Source organism: Psychrobacillus sp. NPDC096623 (assembly GCF_044762655.1).
Classification (GTDB): domain Bacteria; phylum Bacillota; class Bacilli; order Bacillales_A; family Planococcaceae; genus Psychrobacillus.
Genome location: NZ_JBIWER010000003.1, coordinates 61,875 through 82,010 on the forward strand (window position 1 = coordinate 61,875; position 20,136 = coordinate 82,010).

The 20,136-nt window shown below is 38.1% G+C and carries 17 protein-coding genes; 1 reads left to right on the plus strand and 16 read right to left on the minus strand.

Annotated elements, in window-relative coordinates; genetic code table 11:
• Positions 1–545 precede the first annotated feature (545 nt).
• The 6 genes from ACIQX2_RS09790 to ACIQX2_RS09815 form a co-directional block, all read right to left on the minus strand.
• Entirely contained in the window at positions 546–1,850 is a 1,305-nt protein-coding gene (locus ACIQX2_RS09790) for a dihydrolipoamide acetyltransferase family protein (RefSeq protein ID WP_402849376.1), read from the minus strand.
• A gap of 18 nt (positions 1,851–1,868) precedes the next feature.
• Positions 1,869–2,852, minus strand: coding sequence for an alpha-ketoacid dehydrogenase subunit beta (locus ACIQX2_RS09795; RefSeq protein WP_402849379.1), 984 nt, complete (start codon positions 2,850–2,852; stop codon positions 1,869–1,871).
• Complete coding sequence (locus ACIQX2_RS09800) at positions 2,852–3,862, minus strand: thiamine pyrophosphate-dependent dehydrogenase E1 component subunit alpha (RefSeq protein ID WP_402849382.1); 1,011 nt, start codon at positions 3,860–3,862, stop codon at positions 2,852–2,854. The genes ACIQX2_RS09795 and ACIQX2_RS09800 overlap by 1 nt, the downstream gene beginning before the upstream one ends.
• Positions 3,863–3,934: 72 nt before the next feature.
• Positions 3,935–5,365: a dihydrolipoyl dehydrogenase gene (lpdA, locus tag ACIQX2_RS09805; protein ID WP_402849385.1), complete on the minus strand. Its 1,431-nt coding sequence runs from the start codon at positions 5,363–5,365 to the stop codon at positions 3,935–3,937.
• A gap of 94 nt (positions 5,366–5,459) precedes the next feature.
• Positions 5,460–6,554: a branched-chain amino acid dehydrogenase gene (gene bcd, locus ACIQX2_RS09810; protein ID WP_402849388.1), complete on the minus strand. Its 1,095-nt coding sequence runs from the start codon at positions 6,552–6,554 to the stop codon at positions 5,460–5,462.
• Positions 6,555–6,627: 73 nt separating this feature from the next.
• Positions 6,628–8,649, minus strand: coding sequence for a sigma 54-interacting transcriptional regulator (locus ACIQX2_RS09815; RefSeq protein WP_402849390.1), 2,022 nt, complete (start codon positions 8,647–8,649; stop codon positions 6,628–6,630).
• A gap of 128 nt (positions 8,650–8,777) precedes the next feature.
• Here ACIQX2_RS09815 and ACIQX2_RS09820 point away from each other — a divergent pair, with 128 nt between their 5' ends.
• Positions 8,778–9,029 (plus strand): DUF2627 domain-containing protein, encoded by a 252-nt coding sequence (locus ACIQX2_RS09820; protein WP_211894577.1) that lies wholly within the window; start codon positions 8,778–8,780, stop codon positions 9,027–9,029.
• Between the two features lie 154 nt (positions 9,030–9,183).
• Here the strand turns inward: ACIQX2_RS09820 and ACIQX2_RS09825 are convergent, their stop codons facing one another.
• The 10 genes from ACIQX2_RS09825 to xseB form a co-directional block, all read right to left on the minus strand.
• Complete coding sequence (locus ACIQX2_RS09825) at positions 9,184–9,909, minus strand: glycerophosphodiester phosphodiesterase (RefSeq protein ID WP_402849394.1); 726 nt, start codon at positions 9,907–9,909, stop codon at positions 9,184–9,186.
• Positions 9,902–11,476 (minus strand): flagellar assembly protein A, encoded by a 1,575-nt coding sequence (locus tag ACIQX2_RS09830; RefSeq protein WP_402849397.1) that lies wholly within the window; start codon positions 11,474–11,476, stop codon positions 9,902–9,904. The genes ACIQX2_RS09825 and ACIQX2_RS09830 overlap by 8 nt, the downstream gene beginning before the upstream one ends.
• Before the next feature lie 428 nt (positions 11,477–11,904).
• On the minus strand, positions 11,905–12,696 hold the full coding sequence (spo0A, locus tag ACIQX2_RS09835) for a sporulation transcription factor Spo0A (protein ID WP_402849400.1): 792 nt from the start codon (positions 12,694–12,696) through the stop codon (positions 11,905–11,907).
• A 221-nt stretch (positions 12,697–12,917) separates the two neighbouring features.
• Complete coding sequence (locus ACIQX2_RS09840) at positions 12,918–13,874, minus strand: SpoIVB peptidase S55 domain-containing protein (RefSeq protein ID WP_402849403.1); 957 nt, start codon at positions 13,872–13,874, stop codon at positions 12,918–12,920.
• Between the two features lie 93 nt (positions 13,875–13,967).
• Entirely contained in the window at positions 13,968–15,671 is a 1,704-nt protein-coding gene (gene recN, locus ACIQX2_RS09845) for a DNA repair protein RecN (RefSeq protein ID WP_402849405.1), read from the minus strand.
• A 16-nt stretch (positions 15,672–15,687) separates the two neighbouring features.
• Complete coding sequence (ahrC, locus tag ACIQX2_RS09850) at positions 15,688–16,137, minus strand: transcriptional regulator AhrC/ArgR (RefSeq protein WP_093060697.1); 450 nt, start codon at positions 16,135–16,137, stop codon at positions 15,688–15,690.
• 101 nt (positions 16,138–16,238) lie between these two features.
• On the minus strand, positions 16,239–17,057 hold the full coding sequence (locus ACIQX2_RS09855) for a TlyA family RNA methyltransferase (RefSeq protein ID WP_402849408.1): 819 nt from the start codon (positions 17,055–17,057) through the stop codon (positions 16,239–16,241).
• Positions 17,054–18,949 (minus strand): 1-deoxy-D-xylulose-5-phosphate synthase, encoded by a 1,896-nt coding sequence (gene dxs / locus ACIQX2_RS09860; RefSeq protein WP_402850489.1) that lies wholly within the window; start codon positions 18,947–18,949, stop codon positions 17,054–17,056. Before dxs ends, ACIQX2_RS09855 begins: the two co-directional genes overlap by 4 nt.
• Before the next feature lie 87 nt (positions 18,950–19,036).
• Positions 19,037–19,921: a polyprenyl synthetase family protein gene (locus ACIQX2_RS09865; protein ID WP_402850492.1), complete on the minus strand. Its 885-nt coding sequence runs from the start codon at positions 19,919–19,921 to the stop codon at positions 19,037–19,039.
• Positions 19,914–20,135 carry an exodeoxyribonuclease VII small subunit gene (gene xseB / locus ACIQX2_RS09870; protein ID WP_402849411.1) on the minus strand — a complete coding sequence of 74 codons (222 nt, stop codon included), beginning with the start codon at positions 20,133–20,135 and terminating at the stop codon, positions 19,914–19,916. Before xseB ends, ACIQX2_RS09865 begins: the two co-directional genes overlap by 8 nt.
• Between the last annotated feature and the right edge of the window lies 1 nt (position 20,136).

Sequence of the window (20,136 nt, forward strand, 5' to 3'; positions counted from 1 at the left end):
TTTCTGCTTCTTTTTATTTTTGTGGAGACATAAAATTTTACAGCTTAATCCTAAGGAAATGAGATGATTGGTTGGTTAGTTTGTTGGAAAATATATTTCAAGTATCGGCCATAATACTGCTGCTATGTTCCATCTATTATTATAGACACTTCAAAAAGACAAAGAGAGAAAGAAAACTAACTACACTTGAATTTGTAATGTTTTTGTTAACGGAAGTGGCAATATTTCTTTGTGCTAGTAGTTACTTTCTCCTTCTTTTGGATAGAGGTTAGATTTAACTTTTGCGATCGCTATTTCGCATCATCAACCTTTCTTGCAGTGCAAGGTGGTAACTCCAGCGAGAGGAGACAAATGAGATATCAAAGCAAAGGGTTAGTGACGGTATATCGATCATCGCTTCCCCGCGGTGGCAAACAGGATGTGGTTACAAAGGCGTGGCGATAGCATGGTGGCATTCTTAGCCTTTGTACCCCACCTGATTTTATAGTCCCTATCTTTTAAAATAAAAAAGGTAGAGCAAAATGCCCTACCTTTTTCACGTTTTATTAATAAACGGATGTATTTTCTTTTGTAATGTTCTCCAGTATTTCTTTCACACGTGCCAAGAAACGACCGGCAACTAAGCCATCTAGTACGCGGTGATCTAATGAAAGACATAAGTTTACCATATCACGTGCAGCGATCATTCCACCATCCATAATAACTGGACGTTTTACGATGGATTCTACTTGTAAAATAGCTGCTTGTGGATAGTTGATAATTCCCATAGACTGAACAGAACCAAAGGATCCTGTATTGTTTACAGTGAATGTACCACCTTGCATTTCGTCTGACTTTAATTTACCAGAACGAACTTTTGCAGCAAGCTCGTTTACTTCACGACCGATACCTTTAATCGTCTTTTCGTCCGCATTTTTAATAACTGGAACGTAAAGTGCATCTTCTGTCGCTACTGCGATGGAAATATTAATGTCTTTTTTCTGAACGATTTTGTCTCCAGCCCACATAGAATTCATCATCGGGAATTCTTTTAATGCTTGCGATACGGCTTTCACGAAGAAAGCAAAGTAAGTAACATTAAAGCCTTCTTTTTGTTTGAATTCGTTTTTAATCGAGTCACGGTATTGAACCATATTCGTTACATCTACTTCAATCATTGTCCATGCGTGAGGGGCTTCGTGTTTACTACGTAGCATATTTGCTGCAATTGCTTTACGAACACCGGTCACTGGAATTTCGATATCTCCAACTGCTACTGAAACATTCGTAGCTGCTGGTTTTGGAGCAGATGGTGCACTAGCAGCAGGTGTAGATAGTGCTGAAACAGCTTCCTGTTCCACTTTTGCTACCGGGATTTCTCCACTCTCAATAATCTTCAGTAAATCCTTACGAGTGATTCGTCCTTCGTTACCTGTACCGTCAACTAAAGAAAGATCGATTCCATGTTCTTGAGAGAGCTTTAACACGGCTGGTGAATAGCGAGCTTTGGCTCCTTTTTCACGTTCGACAGGTGCAGCGTGCTTTTGTACTTCCGTAGGTTTAACCGTTTCAGCAGTTGGCTCTTCAGGTGCAGCCTCTTTTACTTGAGCTACTTCCTCCGAAGCTCCACCTTCTGTTTCAATCGTACAAACGATTTCTCCAACAGCAAGTGTGTCTCCTTCGTTTGCTATTAATTCCTTGATAATACCTGTAAAAGAAGAAGGAACTTCAGCAGTAACTTTGTCTGTGTTTACTTCAGCTAAAGCATCGTACTTATTTACATGATCGCCTGGTTTTACTAACCATTTTTCTATTGTACCCTCAGTTACACTTTCCCCTAACTGAGGCATTTTAATTTGTTCGATTGCCATTCGTTTTCCTCCTTCCTATTAGTATTCTGCTAGCTCACGCATCGCTTTTTCGACTTTATCTGGATTGATCATGAAGAATTTTTCCATTGTTGGTGCATATGGCATAGCAGGAACATCAGGTCCAGCAAGACGTTTAATCGGTGCATCTAGGTCAAATAAGCAGTTTTCTGCAATGATTGCAGCAACCTCTCCGATAATACTACCTTCTTTGTTGTCCTCAGTAACTAAAAGAACTTTACCTGTTTTAGATGCAGCTTCTATAATACCTTCTTTATCTAAAGGATAAATAGTGCGTAAATCTAGAATATGTGCAGAAATACCGTCTTTTTCTAGACGTTCTGCAGCTTGTAGCGCAAAATGGACAGCAAGACCGTACGTAATAACCGTAATGTCTTCCCCTTCACGTTTCACATCTGCTTTGCCGATTTCAATTGTGTAGTCTTCATCAGGAACTTCACCTTTAATAAGACGATAAGCACGCTTATGCTCAAAGAACATAACAGGATCTTCATCGCGAATCGCTGCTTTTAGCAGTCCTTTAGCATCATACGGTGTAGAAGGAATAACAATTTTCAAACCTGGTTGGTTAGCAAAAATTGCTTCTACAGATTGCGAGTGATAAAGTGCTCCGTGAATTCCTCCTCCAAATGGTGCGCGGAAAACAATTGGACAACTCCAATCATTGTTCGAACGGTAACGAATACGGGATGCTTCGGAAATAATTTGGTTTACCGCAGGCATGATAAAATCCGCAAACTGCATTTCTGCAATTGGGCGTAGTCCGTACATAGCAGCTCCTATTCCAACTCCAGCTATAGCAGATTCTGCAAGTGGTGTATCTAGCACGCGATACTCACCAAATTCATCATAGAGACCGTTTGTTGCTTTGAATACTCCACCTTTACGACCTACATCCTCCCCAAGGACGAAAACGCGTTCATCACGTGTCATCTCTTCTTTCATTGCAAGTGTGATTGCATCAATATAAGACATGATTGCCATTATGCGTTCCCCCCGTCTTTTTCAGCATACACATGCAGCAATGCATCTTCTGGAGCCGCATAAGGAGCAGTTTCTGCATAGTCAGTAGCTTCGTTTACTTCTTTCATAATTCGATCATTTATCTCTTTTTCTAAACCTATTGGTAATATATCTAAGTCACGCAAATATTTTGCGAATGTAATAAGCGGATCTAATGCTTTTCCTTCCGCAATATCCTCTGCCGTACGGTATTGTCTGTCATCGTCATCAGAGGAATGGGCAGTCAAACGATATGTCACAGCTTCTATTAAGCTTGGGCCTTCACCATTACGCGCACGATCGGCAGCTTCTTTTACTACACGGTAAACCTCGATTGGGTCTTTCCCGTCTACCGTCACTCCAGGCATACCATAACTGGAAGCACGATCGGCAACCGTTTTACTTGCAACCTGACGCTCAAAAGGTACAGAAATAGCATAGTTATTGTTTTCCACCATTGTAATACATGGTAATTGGTGAACACCTGCAAAGTTTAGACCTTCATGGAAATCCCCTTGGTTAGAGGACCCTTCTCCAAGCGTTACAAATGTAATAAAATCTTTCTTCTCAATTTTTGCAGCTAAAGCTACTCCCACAGCATGTGGTAACTGAGTTGTAACAGGCGAAGAGCCAGTTAGAATTCTATTTTTCTTTTGACCAAAATGTCCTGGCATTTGACGACCACCCGAGTTTGGATCTTCTGCTTTTGCAAAAGCAGATAGCATTAAATCTCTAGCAGTCATTCCGAAATGTAAAACAACGCCCATATCACGATAATAAGGAGCAATATAATCTTTTTTGTTATCAAGTGCAAAAGCTGCTCCTACTTGCGCGGCTTCTTGACCTTGACAAGAAATAACGAAAGGAATTTTCCCTGCGCGGTTTAGTAACCACATACGTTCATCGATACGGCGTGCCATTAGCATCGTTTCAAACATTGTTAACACATCTTCATTTGTTAAACCTAATTCAGCATGACGATTTGTTGTCATTAAGATCTCCCCTTCTATTAATAGGCAATCAAATTGCTTCCTACTCGACATTTTTCTAGCTCCTGCGCATTTCTACATGTGTATAGCCTTACCATCTACAGCGAGTGCTGCTTCTCCCATCACTTCACTAAGTGTTGGGTGTGGGTGGATCGTATGTGCAATTTCCCAAGGTGTTGCGTCTAGAACCATTGCTAACCCAGCTTCTGAAATCATATCAGTTACATGTGGTCCAATCATATGAACCCCTAAAATATCGTTTGTCTTTTTGTCTGCAACAATTTTCACAAAACCATCTGTTTCGCCGTAAACTAGTGCTTTACCAATCGCTTTAAATGAGAATTTACCAACCTTCACATCATAATCTTGATCTTTTGCTTGCTGTTCCGTTATCCCAACGCTTGAGGCTTCAGGATTCGAATAGATACAACGGGAAACTAATGTGTAGTCAATTGGGGAAATATCATTACCCGCAATATGTTCGATTGCGGTAATTCCTTCATGACTTGCCACATGAGCTAGCTGAAGTCCGCCAATGACATCTCCAATTGCATATATATGAGATTCTTTCGTTTGGAATGTTTCGGAGACTTGGATAAATCCTTTTTCTACAACGATATCAGTATTTTCAATGCCAATGCCTTCAACATTTGCTTGTCTGCCGACTGATACTAACATTTTTTCGGCTGCAAAGATTTTCGTTTCACCATTTATTTCAGCAGAAATTTTCACTTCATTTTCTTTTGTTTCGAGAGTTTCTGGCAATACTTTTGCACTTGTGACAAATGTTATTCCTTTTTTGGTTAACAGTTTTTGCATTTCTTTCGAGATATCCTGATCTTCTGTCGGTATAATACGATCTGCATACTCGACCACTGTTACCTCTACTCCAAAATCGTTTAGCATCGATGCCCATTCAATGCCAATAACTCCGCCACCTACGATTAAAATAGATTTTGGTAGTTCGGTCATTGCTAGAGCTTCATCTGAACTCATAACAAACTGTCCGTCAAACGTTAATCCAGGTAATGTGCGTGGTCTGGAGCCAGTAGCGATTACTACATTTTTAGGTATAAGCATTTCATTTTCTTCACCATTATTCATCTCTACAGATATAGTTCCTCCTGGAGACGGTGAAAAGATAGAAGGCCCTAACATTCTTCCAGTACCTTCATATACATCAATTTTCCCTTTTTTCATCAAGCCTTGCACACCTTGATGTAATTGGTTAACGATCGATTCTTTGCGTGCCTGTACACGACTAAAATCTAGTGTTACCTCTCCTGTTTCTACACCGAAGTCTGCCGCATGATTTTTAGTCGTGGCATATACTTCTGCACTGCGTAGTAAAGCTTTGCTCGGAATACATCCTTTATGTAAGCAAGTCCCACCTAAATCTCCTTTTTCAATGATTGCTGTTTTTAATCCAAGTTGAGCGGAACGTATAGCAGCCACATATCCACCGGTACCGCCACCTATAATTACTACATCATAATTTTTTGACAACTTACCCATCTCCTTCAATTTTCATCTAAGAAGGCCGCTTTACTATAAAAGAAAGACGGCCACTTTAGTTTAATAGATGAAATTAGTTGTACTCTTAACGTCCGTTTAAGATATGCTTGCCATTTTGTAGGAATTGACTACGAGATTTACTTACTCGTGCAATACGTTCCTCTGCCAAACGGTCAGCAGCAACATATGATGGAATGCCATCTCGTTTCGAAATTTCAAAAATACGTTCAATTTTATCGTAAATAGTCGCAACGCGTTTCATCGCGCGTTCTGCATTGTATCCATATAATTCGTCGGCTACATTAATAACTCCACCTGAGTTAATAACATAATCTGGTGCATAGACAAGACCCATTTCATGGATTAAGTCTCCGTGTGCTGTATCACGTAATTGGTTATTTGCTGAACCAGCAATTACTTTTGCTTTTAGTTGTGGAATTGTGTTGTCATTGATAATTGCACCTAAAGCACATGGAGCAAAAATATCAGCTTCTACCGAGTAAATATCGTTTACATCTACTTGAACTGCTCCAAAAGCATTTATTGCACGGTCAACCGAAGCTTGGTTAATATCTGCGACGATTAGTTTTGCGCCTTCTTTGTGTAAATATTCGCAAAGTGTGTATGCAACATTACCTACACCTTGTACTGCTACTGTTTTACCTTCTAAAGAATCAGATCCAAATGCTTCTTTAGCAGCTGCTTTCATCCCTACGTAAACTCCGTAAGCTGTAACCGGTGATGGATTACCTGAAGAACCAAACGCTTCTGAAATACCAGTTACATAATTCGTTTCTTCATGGATTAAATCCATGTCTGCAACGGTTGTTCCAACATCCTCTGCAGTAATATAACGACCATTTAACCCTTGGATGAAACGACCAAAAGCACGGAACATTTCTTCATTTTTATCCTTTAATGGATCTCCAATTATTACGGTTTTACCACCACCAAGGTTTAGACCAGCTGCGGCATTTTTATAAGTCATACCTTTTGCAAGACGCAATGCATCCTCAATTGCTTCTTCTTCAGTTGCGTAGTTCCACATACGAGTCCCCCCAAGTGCTGGACCTAAAGTTGTATCGTGAATTGCTATTATTGCTTTTAATCCTGAAGTTTTGTCTTGGCAAAAAACTAATTGCTCGTAATCGTAAGTTTCCATATATTTAAAGATTTCCATGTGTAGTTCCTCCTAGTAGTTAAATGGGCCAGACTTATCTATTCAATACCCCTATTGTTTGAAGTGCTCCCATTTATGCTAAATGATATTTTTCTAATTTGTAATATAATGTGCGAAGCGAAATGTTAAGCTGTTTGGCAGTTCGTGATTTGTTTCCCCCAGAAACCTTTAAAGCCTGTGCCAGCACTTTCTTTTCCATTTCATCCATTTGTTCTGCTAGCGTGCCAAGTGAAATTTCTCCGGTGTCTTCACTTGGCAATACGAGCATTGACTTCGGTAGATGATGCTCTTCTACTATTCGATCATTTGGCTGTAAAAAAATCATGGAACGACTGATGACATTCTCCAGTTCTCTCACATTCCCTGGCCAATCATATAGTAGTAAGCTGTTCATCGCTTCTTCTGAAAAGCCTTCAATATTTCGACCAAATTCTTGGTTCAATCGCACAAGTAAATGCTCAGCAATTGCCGGAATATCCTGCTTACGATTGCGTAAGGAAGGTATATGTATCGGCATTCGATTCAATTGATAATAAAAATCTTCTCGAAACGTACCTTCTCGCATTGCTTTTTCCAGGTTCAAGCTACTGGACGCGATAATACGAACATCTACAGGGATAGCTGTCGACCCGTCAACACGAATAATCGAGTTTTCTCTCAGAACACGTAATAGCTTTGCCTGTGTTTTTTTCGAAAGCTCCCCAACTTCGTCCAAGAAAATAGTTCCATGTGTTGCCTGCTCGAAAATCCCAGACTGGATAAATCCGTCCTTTTCCGATCCAAACAGTTCTGCTTCTAACAATTGCTCTTCCATTGAGCTGCAGTTTACACGAAGAAACGGATGACGCGATCGATTACTTTCACAGTGTATAGCAAGGGCAAATAAGTCTTTCCCAGCACCGACCTCTCCCCTTAAGAGAACTGTTACTGGAACGCTTGCTGCTAGCCTCGCTTGCTCAATGGTGAAATTTATTTCGTTTGATGTGCCAACAATATCTTCGAAGCTGTAAGTTGCGCCTAATGTTCTGATAAGCGTGCGTGCATGATCTAATTCTCGCATCAATCCTCGCATCTCGGTCATATCGTGAATCACACCCACACTACCTTTTAGTTGTTGATTTACGATGATAGGCGCGACATTAACGATCACATCTTTTTTTTGTTTTCCTACTCGCAGATTAACACCACGGATCGGTTTACGTGTTTGCAACACTTTTAAGTGGATACTTTCCCCTTCCGAAATATCCGCTGTTGCTGGTTGCCCTATTACTTCTTCTTCACTAAATCCAGTTATTCTCGTGTAGGCTGGGTTTATAAGAATACCCTTCCCTTCTTCATCAACAACGGAAATAGCATCATCGCTTGAATGGATAATAGCCTCTAACATTTTTTGAATTTCTGTTAAATTTGTAATTTCTTCAGCTAGTCGAACTACTTCGGAAATATCCATGAAAACTGCAAATGCACCAACGGATTTTCCTTCTTCATTAATCATCGGATAGCGCGAGGTGACAATTTTGGTACCGCTTTCAAGAATAAGTTCTTTGTTTAGTTCGACACGTCCGGTATCGAACACTCTTGTTAATTCACTTGTAGCGATTACTTCATGCACATGTTTTCCAATGGCATCTTGCCTAGCTATTTGAGTCATTTTTTCTGCACTATTATTGAAAAGATTAACGATACCTTGATCATCAATTCCAATCATACCTTCTTCAATCGAATCAAAGATTAACTCCTGCATCATCGTTTTGTGATCAATAATGTGTATATACTTATTTTTCTCTTCTAAAAGTGAAACAATTAAGTTAGCAATCTCGCCCGGTATTAATACCACAGTGGCAGGTCTATTTGCAAGAAGCTCATGAAATACCTCTTTGTCTCCTGTAACATCAATGATGATCTGAATATCATCATGTAGGAGAGGTTTCCACTCTTTATACGTAGGAATATTTAACTCTTTTGCAAGTTTTAACCCGGGGGCTTTTTCATCAATGTCACAAATAGCTTTTACCTGCAGGTAATCAGCCTGTTGTATCAATTTCAAAAGTGCATATCCTCCATTACCAGCGCCTACTATAATTATATTTTGCAAGAATATGCACACCCCCATTAATCATCTGCAACTTATTGCACTTCTCATTTATCATAACGCAAGTTTCATTCGTTGACAATCATCTTGTTGATAGTAAAATTAAATTAGTCAGAACAGGAGTGAAAAAAATGGCTCGTTTAGCGGCTTTAATCGTGTTATTAATTCCTGGAATTTTAGCAGCATTTGGAATTAAATTAATGAGAGATACGTTTTTCGGATTGCAAATCCTCCCAATTGGTGGTTTGGCCATCCAATTTATAAGCGGTTTAATATTTACGGTTTTAGGCTTAGGCTTCTTTGCAGGATTCTTATTGAATCGCGATCGTAAAAATGGAAAAGTAGCTCCACGATTTCAAAAGAAAAAAGACGTAGACTTATAACAGTCAGCGTCTTTTTTGTTTCCGTCCAGACTCCAGCGCCTAGCCCTTCGAGTCGCTTCAGACTTGCGAATAAAGGTAAAGAGCACCTTTATTGCAATTCTTCCAGCGCTTGCTCCTGCGCAAAGCTCGTCGCAGAAGAACGTTGTCAGGGCTATCATAGGCGCTTGCGCATTTGTTGTTGTAAAACTTTTTCCGGATAATCCGTGATCCATCCAATCACCGATTCATGTGGATTTTGAATATATTTTTCATTGCCCTTTATGTTATAAAAGCGCATTGGAAAACCTGCGTCCCATACTCTTTTCATCAAATCGGTATCGTAAAATTTTTTATTGAAGTGAATAGCATCAATTTCTTTAATGGACAATACATAATCCCAATCGGAATTTTTTTTGCCGATAAAAGCAGTTTGGGCTCCTATTTTCATAGTATGAATTGTTTGCAGCACACTAAACTCAAAGGAGGAAAAGTGAACATCAGAAATAATAGAAGCTTTTTCGACCACTTCTTGAATTTTTTCATTTTTACCAAGAAAAGATTCCTTCAGTTCGACATTAAGCTTAATCCCTAATGGCGCAACAAATTGGATGAATTCATCAAAAGTGACCACTCTTGAATAGAAAAATTTGCGGTAGAACACTCGCCCCAGCTTTAACTGCAAAACTTCCTCCGCAAGCATATCTGTAATTCTTCGTTTATTTCCCGCCAATCGGAAAAAGTCAATGTCATGTGTAACAAATGGTACGCCATCAGCGGAAAGCTGTAGGTCTAGTTCGATCCCGTCTACACCAAGCTTCACTGCCCTTTTAAACGCCTTCATAGAATTTTCCACAGTTTTGAGTGCAGCCCCTCGATGAGCGTACACAGGTAGATTAGACATTTAACTCCCCATTTTCCAATTTAAATTTCCCTTTGGTCGGTTTCGTAAGGTAGGAAGACTTGTTACCAATTTGGATAACCGTTCCTGGGTTTGCTTCTCTCGTAATATTGATAAAATAATCTGTTGTTTGCCTAAGCATTTTCAATATACGCTGAATCTCCTGATCTAGCTCTTTAGCATCACGTTGAATGGCATTATACTTTTGTTTCGTTTGCTCATAAACAGCTACTTGTTGAACATTCATGGAACCTTTGAATTGATTTAACTGGCTTAAGGTAAAATTGAGCTTCGTCGATTCTTCCTGTAATTCCATCATTTCTTGAGCTTTAGTTTTTGCGTTTTCCGTTAAAATTTTACGGTCAATTCCTTGCACGATCAATTCTGTTTTGCGCTCTGAATTATTCCCCGAATAAGCAGATGTAATGGAATTGATAGCTATTGCTTTTCCTCCAATTATTTTGCCTTTGCGTTCATCTATAATCAATTGATCACAGAAAATTGTCGCCCCTAGCGAATAGAATCCAATATGAATATTATCTTTTGCCTCTAGTGTACATTCGTTTGCATGTTTTACATATATATTATGATGTGCCTCAACGTTTGTAATGCCTTTGCCAAAAATTCCACCCTTGATGAACACATCACCCTCGGTTGATTTAATAAGCTCTGCTGCATGCACTCCTTCTTTGGATTCGATCGATATATCACCAGAAGCTACTATCGAGTAACCAGCCATGACAGTACCTCTTACTTGGATAGAACCGTCGAATTTCAAATTACCAGTCTCTAGCCCAACATCCCCTTCGATGATAAGATGCTTTTGCACGGTAAGTATTCCATTTACTTCTCCGATTACCCCTTTGGTTTTTGAGCGAAGGACAATTTTCCCTTCCTCTTCCACTTCATAGGCTGATTTAGTGTCATATTTTAACGAGAAGTCATCGCCTATAGGTGCAGGTACCAATTCACCTAAAACATTCTTTCCTGGTGTCCCTTGCTGAGGAGGAATTTTTTCGCCTAACCAAGAGCCTTCATTAATCTCTACAAGGAAGTTCATGTCGAAATAATCTGCTTTACCATCTTCATTGATCACTGGTGTCTTTTCCGCTTGTTGTAAGTATGTAATTTTAGCATCAGGACCTTTTTCTGGTTGTAATCCTTTTGCAATTATGTATGATTTTCCTGTCTTAATGGAGGATAAATCTAATGGTTGCTGACCAAATATAATTCGATTATCTGAAAGTAGTTTTTGTATATTTTGTTGAAGACTTTCTAAATTTTCTTTAACAAAGTTTTGTGATTCATAAATAGTAAGTAATGCCTGCATTTTATCATTGGTAATTTCTAATTCCATACTATCTAGCCAAGTGCCCAGCTCAATCGGTTCCTTCGAACCACTTTCCACCGCTTTTTTCAAAGTCATAAAATTAGAAATTTTAAGTCTTGGATGATTGCTAGTCAGTATATCCACTTTCTTTAGATTATAACGATCGCTTTTTATAGTCAGAAATACTCGTCCATTTTCTTCAGAAAGTATTATTTCATCATTCTCAATGATTGTCATCATTTTAAACACTTCCTCTCATCACTCATTATACTCACTATTAAAAATAGTGTGAAACAAATTTAAATTTCGAGGAAATTTTCGATATTAATACCTAATCTCTACTATTAATAAATTGGGTTGCATAATCCAAAATAGATATATAGGCTTGTATAGCCGATACTTCAAAGGGTATAAAGTAACTTCAAATAAATAAAATAGACCTACTCTTTTGTAGAATAGGTCTAAACTTTTTTGCACTTTAAGGAACTATAAAATCTTTGGCATGTGGATTACTTTCTACAAGTGAATCTTTGTCCAGTCTCCAGCGCCTAGCCCATCGAGTTGCTTCAGACTAGCGAATAAAGGAAAAGAGCGCCTTTATTGCTATTCTTCTAGCGCTTTTCGAGGCTGACATAGGGGCTTGTGCTTTTTTACCTAGCAACAATTTACTAGCTAGCCATATTCTCCATACGAATCTTGTCTGCAATCATCGCTATAAATTCACTATTCGTAGGTTTTGATTTTAAGTGGTGCACAGTGTATCCGAATAATTTAGAAATAGTTTCGTAGTTTCCACGGTTCCAGGCTACTTCGATTGCATGACGTATTGCTCGTTCTACACGAGATGGTGTCGTTTGAAACTTTTTAGCTATTTCTGGATATAAAACTTTCGTAATGGATCCAAGCAATTCAATATCGCTATAAACCATTTGGATAGCCTCACGTAGGTAGGAGTACCCTTTAATATGCGCAGGTACACCAATTTCTTTAATAACATTCGTAATAGTATTGTCAATGAAGCGCTTAGTTTGCAATGCTTCTTTTTCTGGGTTCGCTTTAACAGGTTCTTCTTGAACAAAGCCTTTTTTGCCAGCAACTTGTTTAATCTGAGTTACTAGGCGTTCAAACTCAAAAGGTTTTAGCATAAAGTAGGATGCTCCTAAGTCTACTGCTTGTTTCATAACATCTTCTTGTCCAAAAGCTGTGAGCATAATTACTTGAATATCCTTTAATTTATTGTCTTTTTGTAGATTATCTAAAACCGCAATTCCGTCTAAATGCGGCATTATAATGTCGAGCAGTAATACATCCGGTTGAATATTCTCCAGAAGTTCTAAGCAAAGCTTACCGTTTGCTGCTGTACCAATTATTTCAATTTCGGGATGCTGATCGAAATATGACCCCATCGTACGAATCAAGTCTTTGTTATCATCCACAATTGCAATTTTTATCTTTTCCATTTTATCATCCACCTTTTGTAATTTTTCACTTAGATACTATTCTCTTTAATCTTCCTATTTCCTTCATTCTTTTTAAAAATAAGGCTTTTAGAATACAGTTTCGTTAGGTTGCGACAAATTTTCGAAAATTACAACATCTTTGTCGAATAATCTTTATACCATATTATACCTAATAAGCAAAAAAAGATAGACCCAAAATCGGTCTATCTCCTATTTATTATTTATGGACTCTTTTTCATCATTTCCGTTATTGCTAATGCTGCACCGTTTTCTGGTTTGTCTACATACATATGAGTTACAACACCGACAAGTTTATTTTTTTGAATAATCGGACTGCCACTCATACCTTGTAAAATACCGCCCGTCTTCTCGATGAGCTTTTTGTCAGTTACGGTAAATTGAAATATATGATCTTCAACTGAAGAAATTTCTATTGTGAAATCCTGTACTTTTTCACCATCGATGGAGGTCCGCATAATTGCTTTACCTGTCATTATTTCTTCTTGATCTACAATTTCTAGCTGCTGCTTCGATATATTTTCTAATGCACTATTGTCTAATTTTCCAAAAACACCGTATACATTATTTTCGTTTACTCCTCCAATTGGTAACGTGTTCGATTTATGGGAGGTTATTTTGTAGCCTGGTTTTCCTGGCATACTTTTCTTTATTTGCTCAATGGAGGACAAATAAATGGAGCCCTCCGAGAATTTTGGCGTAATACCTGATTGCTGGTCTACAATTTGATGTCCTAAGGCACCAAATTCCTTCGTAATCGGATCAAAATAAGTCAACGTGCCAATACCTTCTGTAGCATCTCTCAAAAAAGGAAGTAATTTTATCATCTGATTGGGACTAATATTTTTCGTATACATTTCTTTTTTATGCTCATACTGGATAGTAATTTGTGTACTGTCTTTCATATGACTTTTTACGTCATTTAAATTTGTCACTGGTCGTTTATTAATCAAGTGAATCGAATCACCTGTTCGCAACCATTCATCATTTGAGAGTAAAACATCACTGCTTACAAAAACGGAACCGTATTGTAAATCAATTTGAATGGACTGCCCAAGTGGAACGACTGAAGTCTGCTCTGCCAAAACTGAATTGCTCGCGAAGAATAAGGTAAAGAAGAGTAGTGGCATTAGCGACCATTTACGATAGTTTTTCTTCATATTTCACCTCCCTATATTGATACTATGTCCTACAAAATGTCGGCTATGAGAGGTAAATAATTGATAATAAAAAAGACCTTAAAAATAAGGTCTTCACAAATTTCTTATAATTTTTTTTCGATTTTTCGCTATTTTCAAAAGCTCTTTCGAATGCTGTAATGTCGTGCTTGTAATTTCTTCACCAGACATCATCCGACTAAGTTCTTCTGCTCGTTTATCATTTTGTACCTCTTCTAAAACGGTAAATGTTCGATTTCCACTGACCTCTTTTTTAATCATTAAGTGCTGATCGGCCATTGCGGCAACCTGAGGTAAATGCGATATACAAAGTACTTGTGAATTAGAAGCAATGCCAGCAATTTTTTCTGCTATGGATTGGGCAACTCGTCCACTTACTCCAGTATCAACCTCATCAAATATAATAGATGTTATGCCTTGATGCTTGGAGAAAATACTTTTAAGTGCAAGCATCATACGGGAGAGCTCTCCACCGGAAGCAATTTTCGTTAATGGCTTCATCGGTTCCCCAACATTCGTTGAAATATAAAAAGATAAATCATCTAATCCATTTTCATTGTAAACCGGGGTAACTGCATCATGAAACATAACCGAAAAAGTTGCCTTTTCCATATATAATTCCTGTAGTTGCTCCATGATTGCAACACTTAAAAATTTAGCGGCTTTTTTACGCTTATCGGTCAAATCCGTAGCCTCTAGTTCTAAATCAATCTCAATTTGACGGATTTTTTCTGACATTTTTTGAATTTGTTCATCTCGGTTTACTAGTTGGTCTAAGCTGTATTGAATCTCATCCTTGTAGTTTAAAATTTCCTCAATGGATGAACCATATTTTCGTTTTAACGTCTGAATAGTAGCTAAACGATCTTCGACTATTTGTAGCTGGTTATTATCGAATTCCATCTCATCTAAATCATTTTTGAGCTGATAAGCAGCATCTTGTAATATGTAAAATGCGGATGATACATTTTCACTAAGTTCTTTCATATCCTTATCCACTTCAGCTATATCTTGAAGATCGGCCATTGCAGCACCTATATAATCTAAACCTTTGGATTCAGATAATATCGCATCATAAGCCGTACTCATTTTATCGAAAACCTTATGGAAATTTTGTAATTTCTTTTTCTGTTCCTGTAGTTGCTCCTCTTCCCCAATAACTAAGTTGGATTCCGCAATTTCATCTACTTGAAACGTGTAAAGATCAATCTTATGGGCAATCTGCTGTTCGTTCTCCGATAATTTATCCAATTCTCTTTTCCACTTTTTATACTGCTTATAAAGATCTTGATAAGAATCTTTCACTTCTTTTAAATTATTTCCTGCGAATTGATCCAACAAATGGATATGTGCTTTGTCATCCATCAGTTCTTGGCTTTCATGCTGCCCATGAATATCTATTAAAGAAGCACCAATTTCTCTTAAAATACCAATAGTAACAAGCTTCCCATTTACTCTACAAACACTTTTACCAGACTGGTTAATATCTCTTCTTAAAATAACAGATTCGTCTTCCATATCGATACCGACGTCTTCTAGCTTTTTTACAACGCCGTGTTGTGGACTCGGAATATTGAACAGACCCTCTAACTCAGCCTTTTTTGCTCCATGTCGAATGAATTCATGTGACCCTCTACCACCACATAACAAATGCACAGCATCAATAATAATAGACTTCCCTGCTCCCGTTTCTCCTGTTAGGACAGTTAGTCCTTCTTCAAAGCTTACGGTCAATTCATCAATAATGGCAAAGTTTTTTATCGTTAGTTCCTTTAACAATCGGTTTCACCTCACTTTAAAGCATTTCAAGTAAACGATTTTTAATAACTAGACTATCTTTTTCCTCTCTGCAAAGGATTAAACAAGTGTCGTCTCCACAAATAGTACCTAATATTTCCGTCCAATCTAAATAATCGATTAATGAACCGATTGCATGGGCATTACCTGGTAACGTTTTCATGACTAAGAAATGGCTGGCACCATCAATACTAACGAATGCGTCGGATAGTGCTCTTCGTAATTTTTGAATCGGATTAAAGCGTTGATCAGCAGGTAAACTATATTTATAATTACCGTTTGGCAACGGTACTTTCACTAGATGTAGTTCCTTAATATCTCTCGAAACCGTAGCTTGTGTGACATTATATCCTGCATTTTTTAGAAAATCGACTAAATCGTCTTGTGTTTCAATTTCATGCTTAGCAATAATATCTCTTATGCGAATATGTCTCTGTCCCTTATTCATCTCGGGTCCACCTCTTTGTATATTTATACTGTTTACTTTATACAATAGCATTGGATTGGAAAAGTAACAAGAAAAAAGCGACTCTTAAGAAGAGCCGCAAGTTATTTTAGTAATTCATGTGCTTCGTTCACTAGTTTTGTAAAATCGATCTGATGCGGTGGAAACTCTTCCCCCACAATATTCGTAAGATGAAATAAAAACTCGATATTTCCCTCTCCTCCTGTTATAGGAGAGAAAGAAGCATTTTTTAACTGAAAATGCTGATTTTCTGCAAATTGAGCAATTTCCTTCAGCACATCTACATGTACTGCTTTATCCCTTACAACGCCTTTTTTCCCTACGCGATCTTTGCCTGCCTCAAACTGAGGTTTCACAAGTGCAATGACATCACCATTTGGCACTAAAATTGTTTTTAAAGTCGGAAAAATTAGCTTTAACGAAATAAAAGATACGTCAATCGATACAAAAGAAGGTAAGCCCTCTAAAAAGTCTGCAGGGGTTGAATATCTAAAATTCGTTTTTTCCATAACAGTTACACGAGCATCCTGCCTAATTTTCCAAGCCAACTGATTGCTTCCTACATCTAAAGCATAGGCATGCTTGACCCCATTTTGTAAACCACAGTCCGTAAACCCGCCTGTAGAAGAACCTATATCAAGCATAATTCTGTCTTCAATCTGCAGGTCGAATTGTTCTAATGCTTTTTCTAGCTTTAGTCCGCCTCGGCTAACATACTTTAAAACCTGACCTTTTACCGTTAAAACAGAGGTAACTTCCACCTTTTCTCCAGGTTTATCTATACGCTCTTCGTTTTTGTAAATAAGCCCTGCCATAATAGCACGCTTAGCCTTTTCTCTCGTGTCGAATAATCCTTGTTCGACTAATAATACGTCAACACGTTCTTTCGGTATTTTTGTCATGATGGAATATACCTGGATGATTCTTTTATTTTTCTATTTACTACTTCAACAATTTCATCTGAAGTAATATGAATTTCTTCTAGTAATTGATTTACCTCGCCATGTTCAATAAAGACATCTGGAATACCTATACGATGAACATTTACTGATAGGTTATTCTCATTGTAGAACTCTATTACCGCACTACCGAAACCACCTTGAAGTGCACTTTCTTCGACAGTAATGATTGGAATATTACGTGCCTGTAAATCTTTAAGCATTTCTGCATCCAATGGTTTGATAAAACGTGCATTGATCACTTCAGCGGAAATATTCTGTTGCGTAAGCATTTCTGCAGCTTGCATAGCCATTGGAATTGTGGTTCCAAATGTCAAAATGGCTGCCTGTGTGCCTTCTTTTAATACTTCCCACGAACCGATTGGAATAGTTTTCAATTCCTCATCCATTGGTACGCCTAGACCATTTCCTCTTGGATAACGAAGTGCTATTGGACCATCCGAATATTCGAATGCTGTGTTTACCATATGCTGTCCTTCATTTTCATCTTTTGGCATCATAATAACCATATTCGGCATATGACGTAAGAAAGAAATATCAAATACTCCTTGATGCGTTTCGCCATCTGCTCCAACTAAACCAGCTCGATCAATTGCAATAACAACATTTAAGTTTTGCCGACAAATATCATGAAGCACTTGATCATAAGCACGCTGAAGAAATGTTGAATAAATAACTAGCATTGGTTTCATACCATCTGCAGCCATACCAGCAGCCATTGTCGTTGCGTGCTGTTCTGCTATACCAACATCGAACATACGATTCGGAAATTCTGAAGCAAATCCTTCTAATTTTGAGCCAACCGGCATTGCAGGAGTAATTGCAACAATGCGTTTGTCTGTTCTAGCTAACTTTCTAGCAGTCTCTGCAACAAGTGCACTCCATGAAGGTCCTTTGGATGCTGACTTGACAAAATCACCTGTTTCCGTTTTATACGGACCTGTTCCATGCCATGTGCCAATTTTGTCTAGCTCCGCAGGTTTGTAGCCTTTTCCTTTTTTCGTAATAACGTGTAATAATACTGGTCCCTTCATCTTCTTCGCATATTGAAGGTTTTCCTCTAATGCTTCAAAATCATGACCATCAATTGGACCGAGATAAGTAAAGCCTAGTTCTTCAAAAAACGCACCTGAAACGAGTAAATACTTTAGACTATCTTTTACTCGCTCGGCTGTTCCTGCTAGCTTTCCGCCCACTGCTGGAATTTTTTTCAGCAAAGATTCTAGTTCATCTTTTGCCTTATTATAAGTTCCATGCGTACGCAATCTGCCAAGTACATTGTGGAGTGCTCCAACATTCGGAGCGATAGACATTTCGTTGTCATTTAAAATAACGGTCATATCCGTTTTTTCATGCCCAATATGATTTAAAGCCTCTAATGCCATACCACCTGTAAGCGCACCGTCTCCAATTATTGGCACCACATAGTTTTTCTTGTTTTGCAGATCACGAGCCTTTGCCATACCCATTGCAGCTGACAGTGAGGTAGAGCTATGGCCAGCTTCCCATACATCATGTTCACTCTCAATACGCTTTGGAAATCCACATAATCCTTTAAATTGACGAAGCGTATTAAATTGACTCGCACGTCCCGTTAAAATTTTATGAACATATGCTTGATGCCCAACGTCCCATAGAAACTTGTCGTCTGGGCTATTGAATGATTTATGCAAAGCAATTGTAAGTTCCACTACACCTAAGTTAGGTCCAATATGCCCACCTGTTACAGCTAAATTTTCTATTAAAAACGATCGAATATCTTCACTAAGTTCCTTTAATTGTTCATTATCTAAACTTTTTAAAAAGGATGGGCTAGAAATTGAAGTTAAATCCATTGCCATCACACACCTTCTATTAGATTTCCTTCTTTACAACTAGTTAATATCATAGCAATAATAGTATAAAAAACAAATAATTCGGTCCTATTTTGACCTTTTTGTAATATAATCGGCGAACTCTACGAGTAAGCCTTTATGCATCTGAACAGTTTCTAATGCTTGAAACGCTTGGTTGTATTGGTTTTGAAGTTCAGTTTTTGCACCTTCCATCGTTAAAATGGATGGATATGTATTTTTTTCACTTATTAAGTCTTTACCAGCTGTTTTCCCCAATTGCTCCGATGTGCCTTCTACGTCTAGAATGTCATCTTGAATTTGGAAAGCAAGACCAATATGAAAAGCATATTTTTCTAATGCAGTCTTTTTTTCTTCCGAGGCATTTGCAATAATTGCTCCAGCTAAAATACTGTATGACAAAAGTGCACCTGTTTTGTTTACATGGACCTGTTCTAGTTTCGCAAGGGTTAATGATTGACCTTCTCCGAGCATATCTAAAACTTGACCGCCAACCATTCCTTCTGCACCAGCAGAAAAACTCAACTGATCGATCAATGCTATTTTTAGTTCTGGGGAAATATTCGAAAGTCTAGCAATTATACCAAAAGCAAGCGTAATGAGCGCATCTCCTGCCAATATCGCAAGGGCTTCGCCAAATACTTTATGATTAGTCGGCTTTCCACGTCGTAAATCATCGTTATCCATTGCAGGTAAATCATCATGGATAAGCGAATAAGTGTGAATCATTTCAATTGTACTTGCAACAATAATTGCATCCTCATTTTTTACATTTAGCTCCTCTAAAACTGCAAGCGTATAAAGCGGTCTAATTCTTTTTCCACCAGCTTGAAGTGAATACAGCATTGCTTCTTTTAATTGCTGAGGTGCGATTATATCTTTTATAAGATCATGTAATGTTTTTTCAATACGTGGCTGATTGGTTTGTATAAATGAATTCAATAGATTAGTCATTAAGCTCACCAGCATCCTCTTTGTTTTCATCCATAAAAGTCACTAATTGTTTTTCAGCACTTTGAAGCTTGTCACTGCAAACTTTGGAAAGCTCCATACCTTTTTGATAGAGCTCGATAGCACTTTCTAAAGGTACATCCCCTTGTTCCAGCTGACGAACAATATTTTCTAATTGCAGCATTGCTTCATCGAATAGAATTTCCTTCTTAGTCATT

What these genes read in the sequence shown, in the direction of transcription:
- ACIQX2_RS09865 (WP_402850492.1), bottom strand. Translation starts at nt 19,921, where the DNA reads ATGACTAATCTATTGAATTCATTTATACAAACCAATCAGCCACGTATT.
- ACIQX2_RS09820 (WP_211894577.1), top strand. Translation starts at nt 8,778, where the DNA reads ATGGCTCGTTTAGCGGCTTTAATCGTGTTATTAATTCCTGGAATTTTA.
- ACIQX2_RS09790 (WP_402849376.1), bottom strand. Translation starts at nt 1,850, where the DNA reads ATGGCAATCGAACAAATTAAAATGCCTCAGTTAGGGGAAAGTGTAACT.
- xseB (WP_402849411.1), bottom strand. Translation starts at nt 20,135, where the DNA reads ATGACTAAGAAGGAAATTCTATTCGATGAAGCAATGCTGCAATTAGAA.
- ACIQX2_RS09800 (WP_402849382.1), bottom strand. Translation starts at nt 3,862, where the DNA reads ATGACAACAAATCGTCATGCTGAATTAGGTTTAACAAATGAAGATGTG.
- ACIQX2_RS09795 (WP_402849379.1), bottom strand. Translation starts at nt 2,852, where the DNA reads ATGGCAATCATGTCTTATATTGATGCAATCACACTTGCAATGAAAGAA.
- dxs (WP_402850489.1), bottom strand. Translation starts at nt 18,949, where the DNA reads ATGGATTTAACTTCAATTTCTAGCCCATCCTTTTTAAAAAGTTTAGAT.
- bcd (WP_402849388.1), bottom strand. Translation starts at nt 6,554, where the DNA reads ATGGAAATCTTTAAATATATGGAAACTTACGATTACGAGCAATTAGTT.
- ACIQX2_RS09825 (WP_402849394.1), bottom strand. Translation starts at nt 9,909, where the DNA reads ATGTCTAATCTACCTGTGTACGCTCATCGAGGGGCTGCACTCAAAACT.
- ACIQX2_RS09855 (WP_402849408.1), bottom strand. Translation starts at nt 17,057, where the DNA reads ATGACAAAAATACCGAAAGAACGTGTTGACGTATTATTAGTCGAACAA.
- ahrC (WP_093060697.1), bottom strand. Translation starts at nt 16,137, where the DNA reads ATGAATAAGGGACAGAGACATATTCGCATAAGAGATATTATTGCTAAG.
- spo0A (WP_402849400.1), bottom strand. Translation starts at nt 12,696, where the DNA reads ATGGAAAAGATAAAAATTGCAATTGTGGATGATAACAAAGACTTGATT.
- ACIQX2_RS09840 (WP_402849403.1), bottom strand. Translation starts at nt 13,874, where the DNA reads ATGAAGAAAAACTATCGTAAATGGTCGCTAATGCCACTACTCTTCTTT.
- ACIQX2_RS09830 (WP_402849397.1), bottom strand. Translation starts at nt 11,476, where the DNA reads ATGATGACAATCATTGAGAATGATGAAATAATACTTTCTGAAGAAAAT.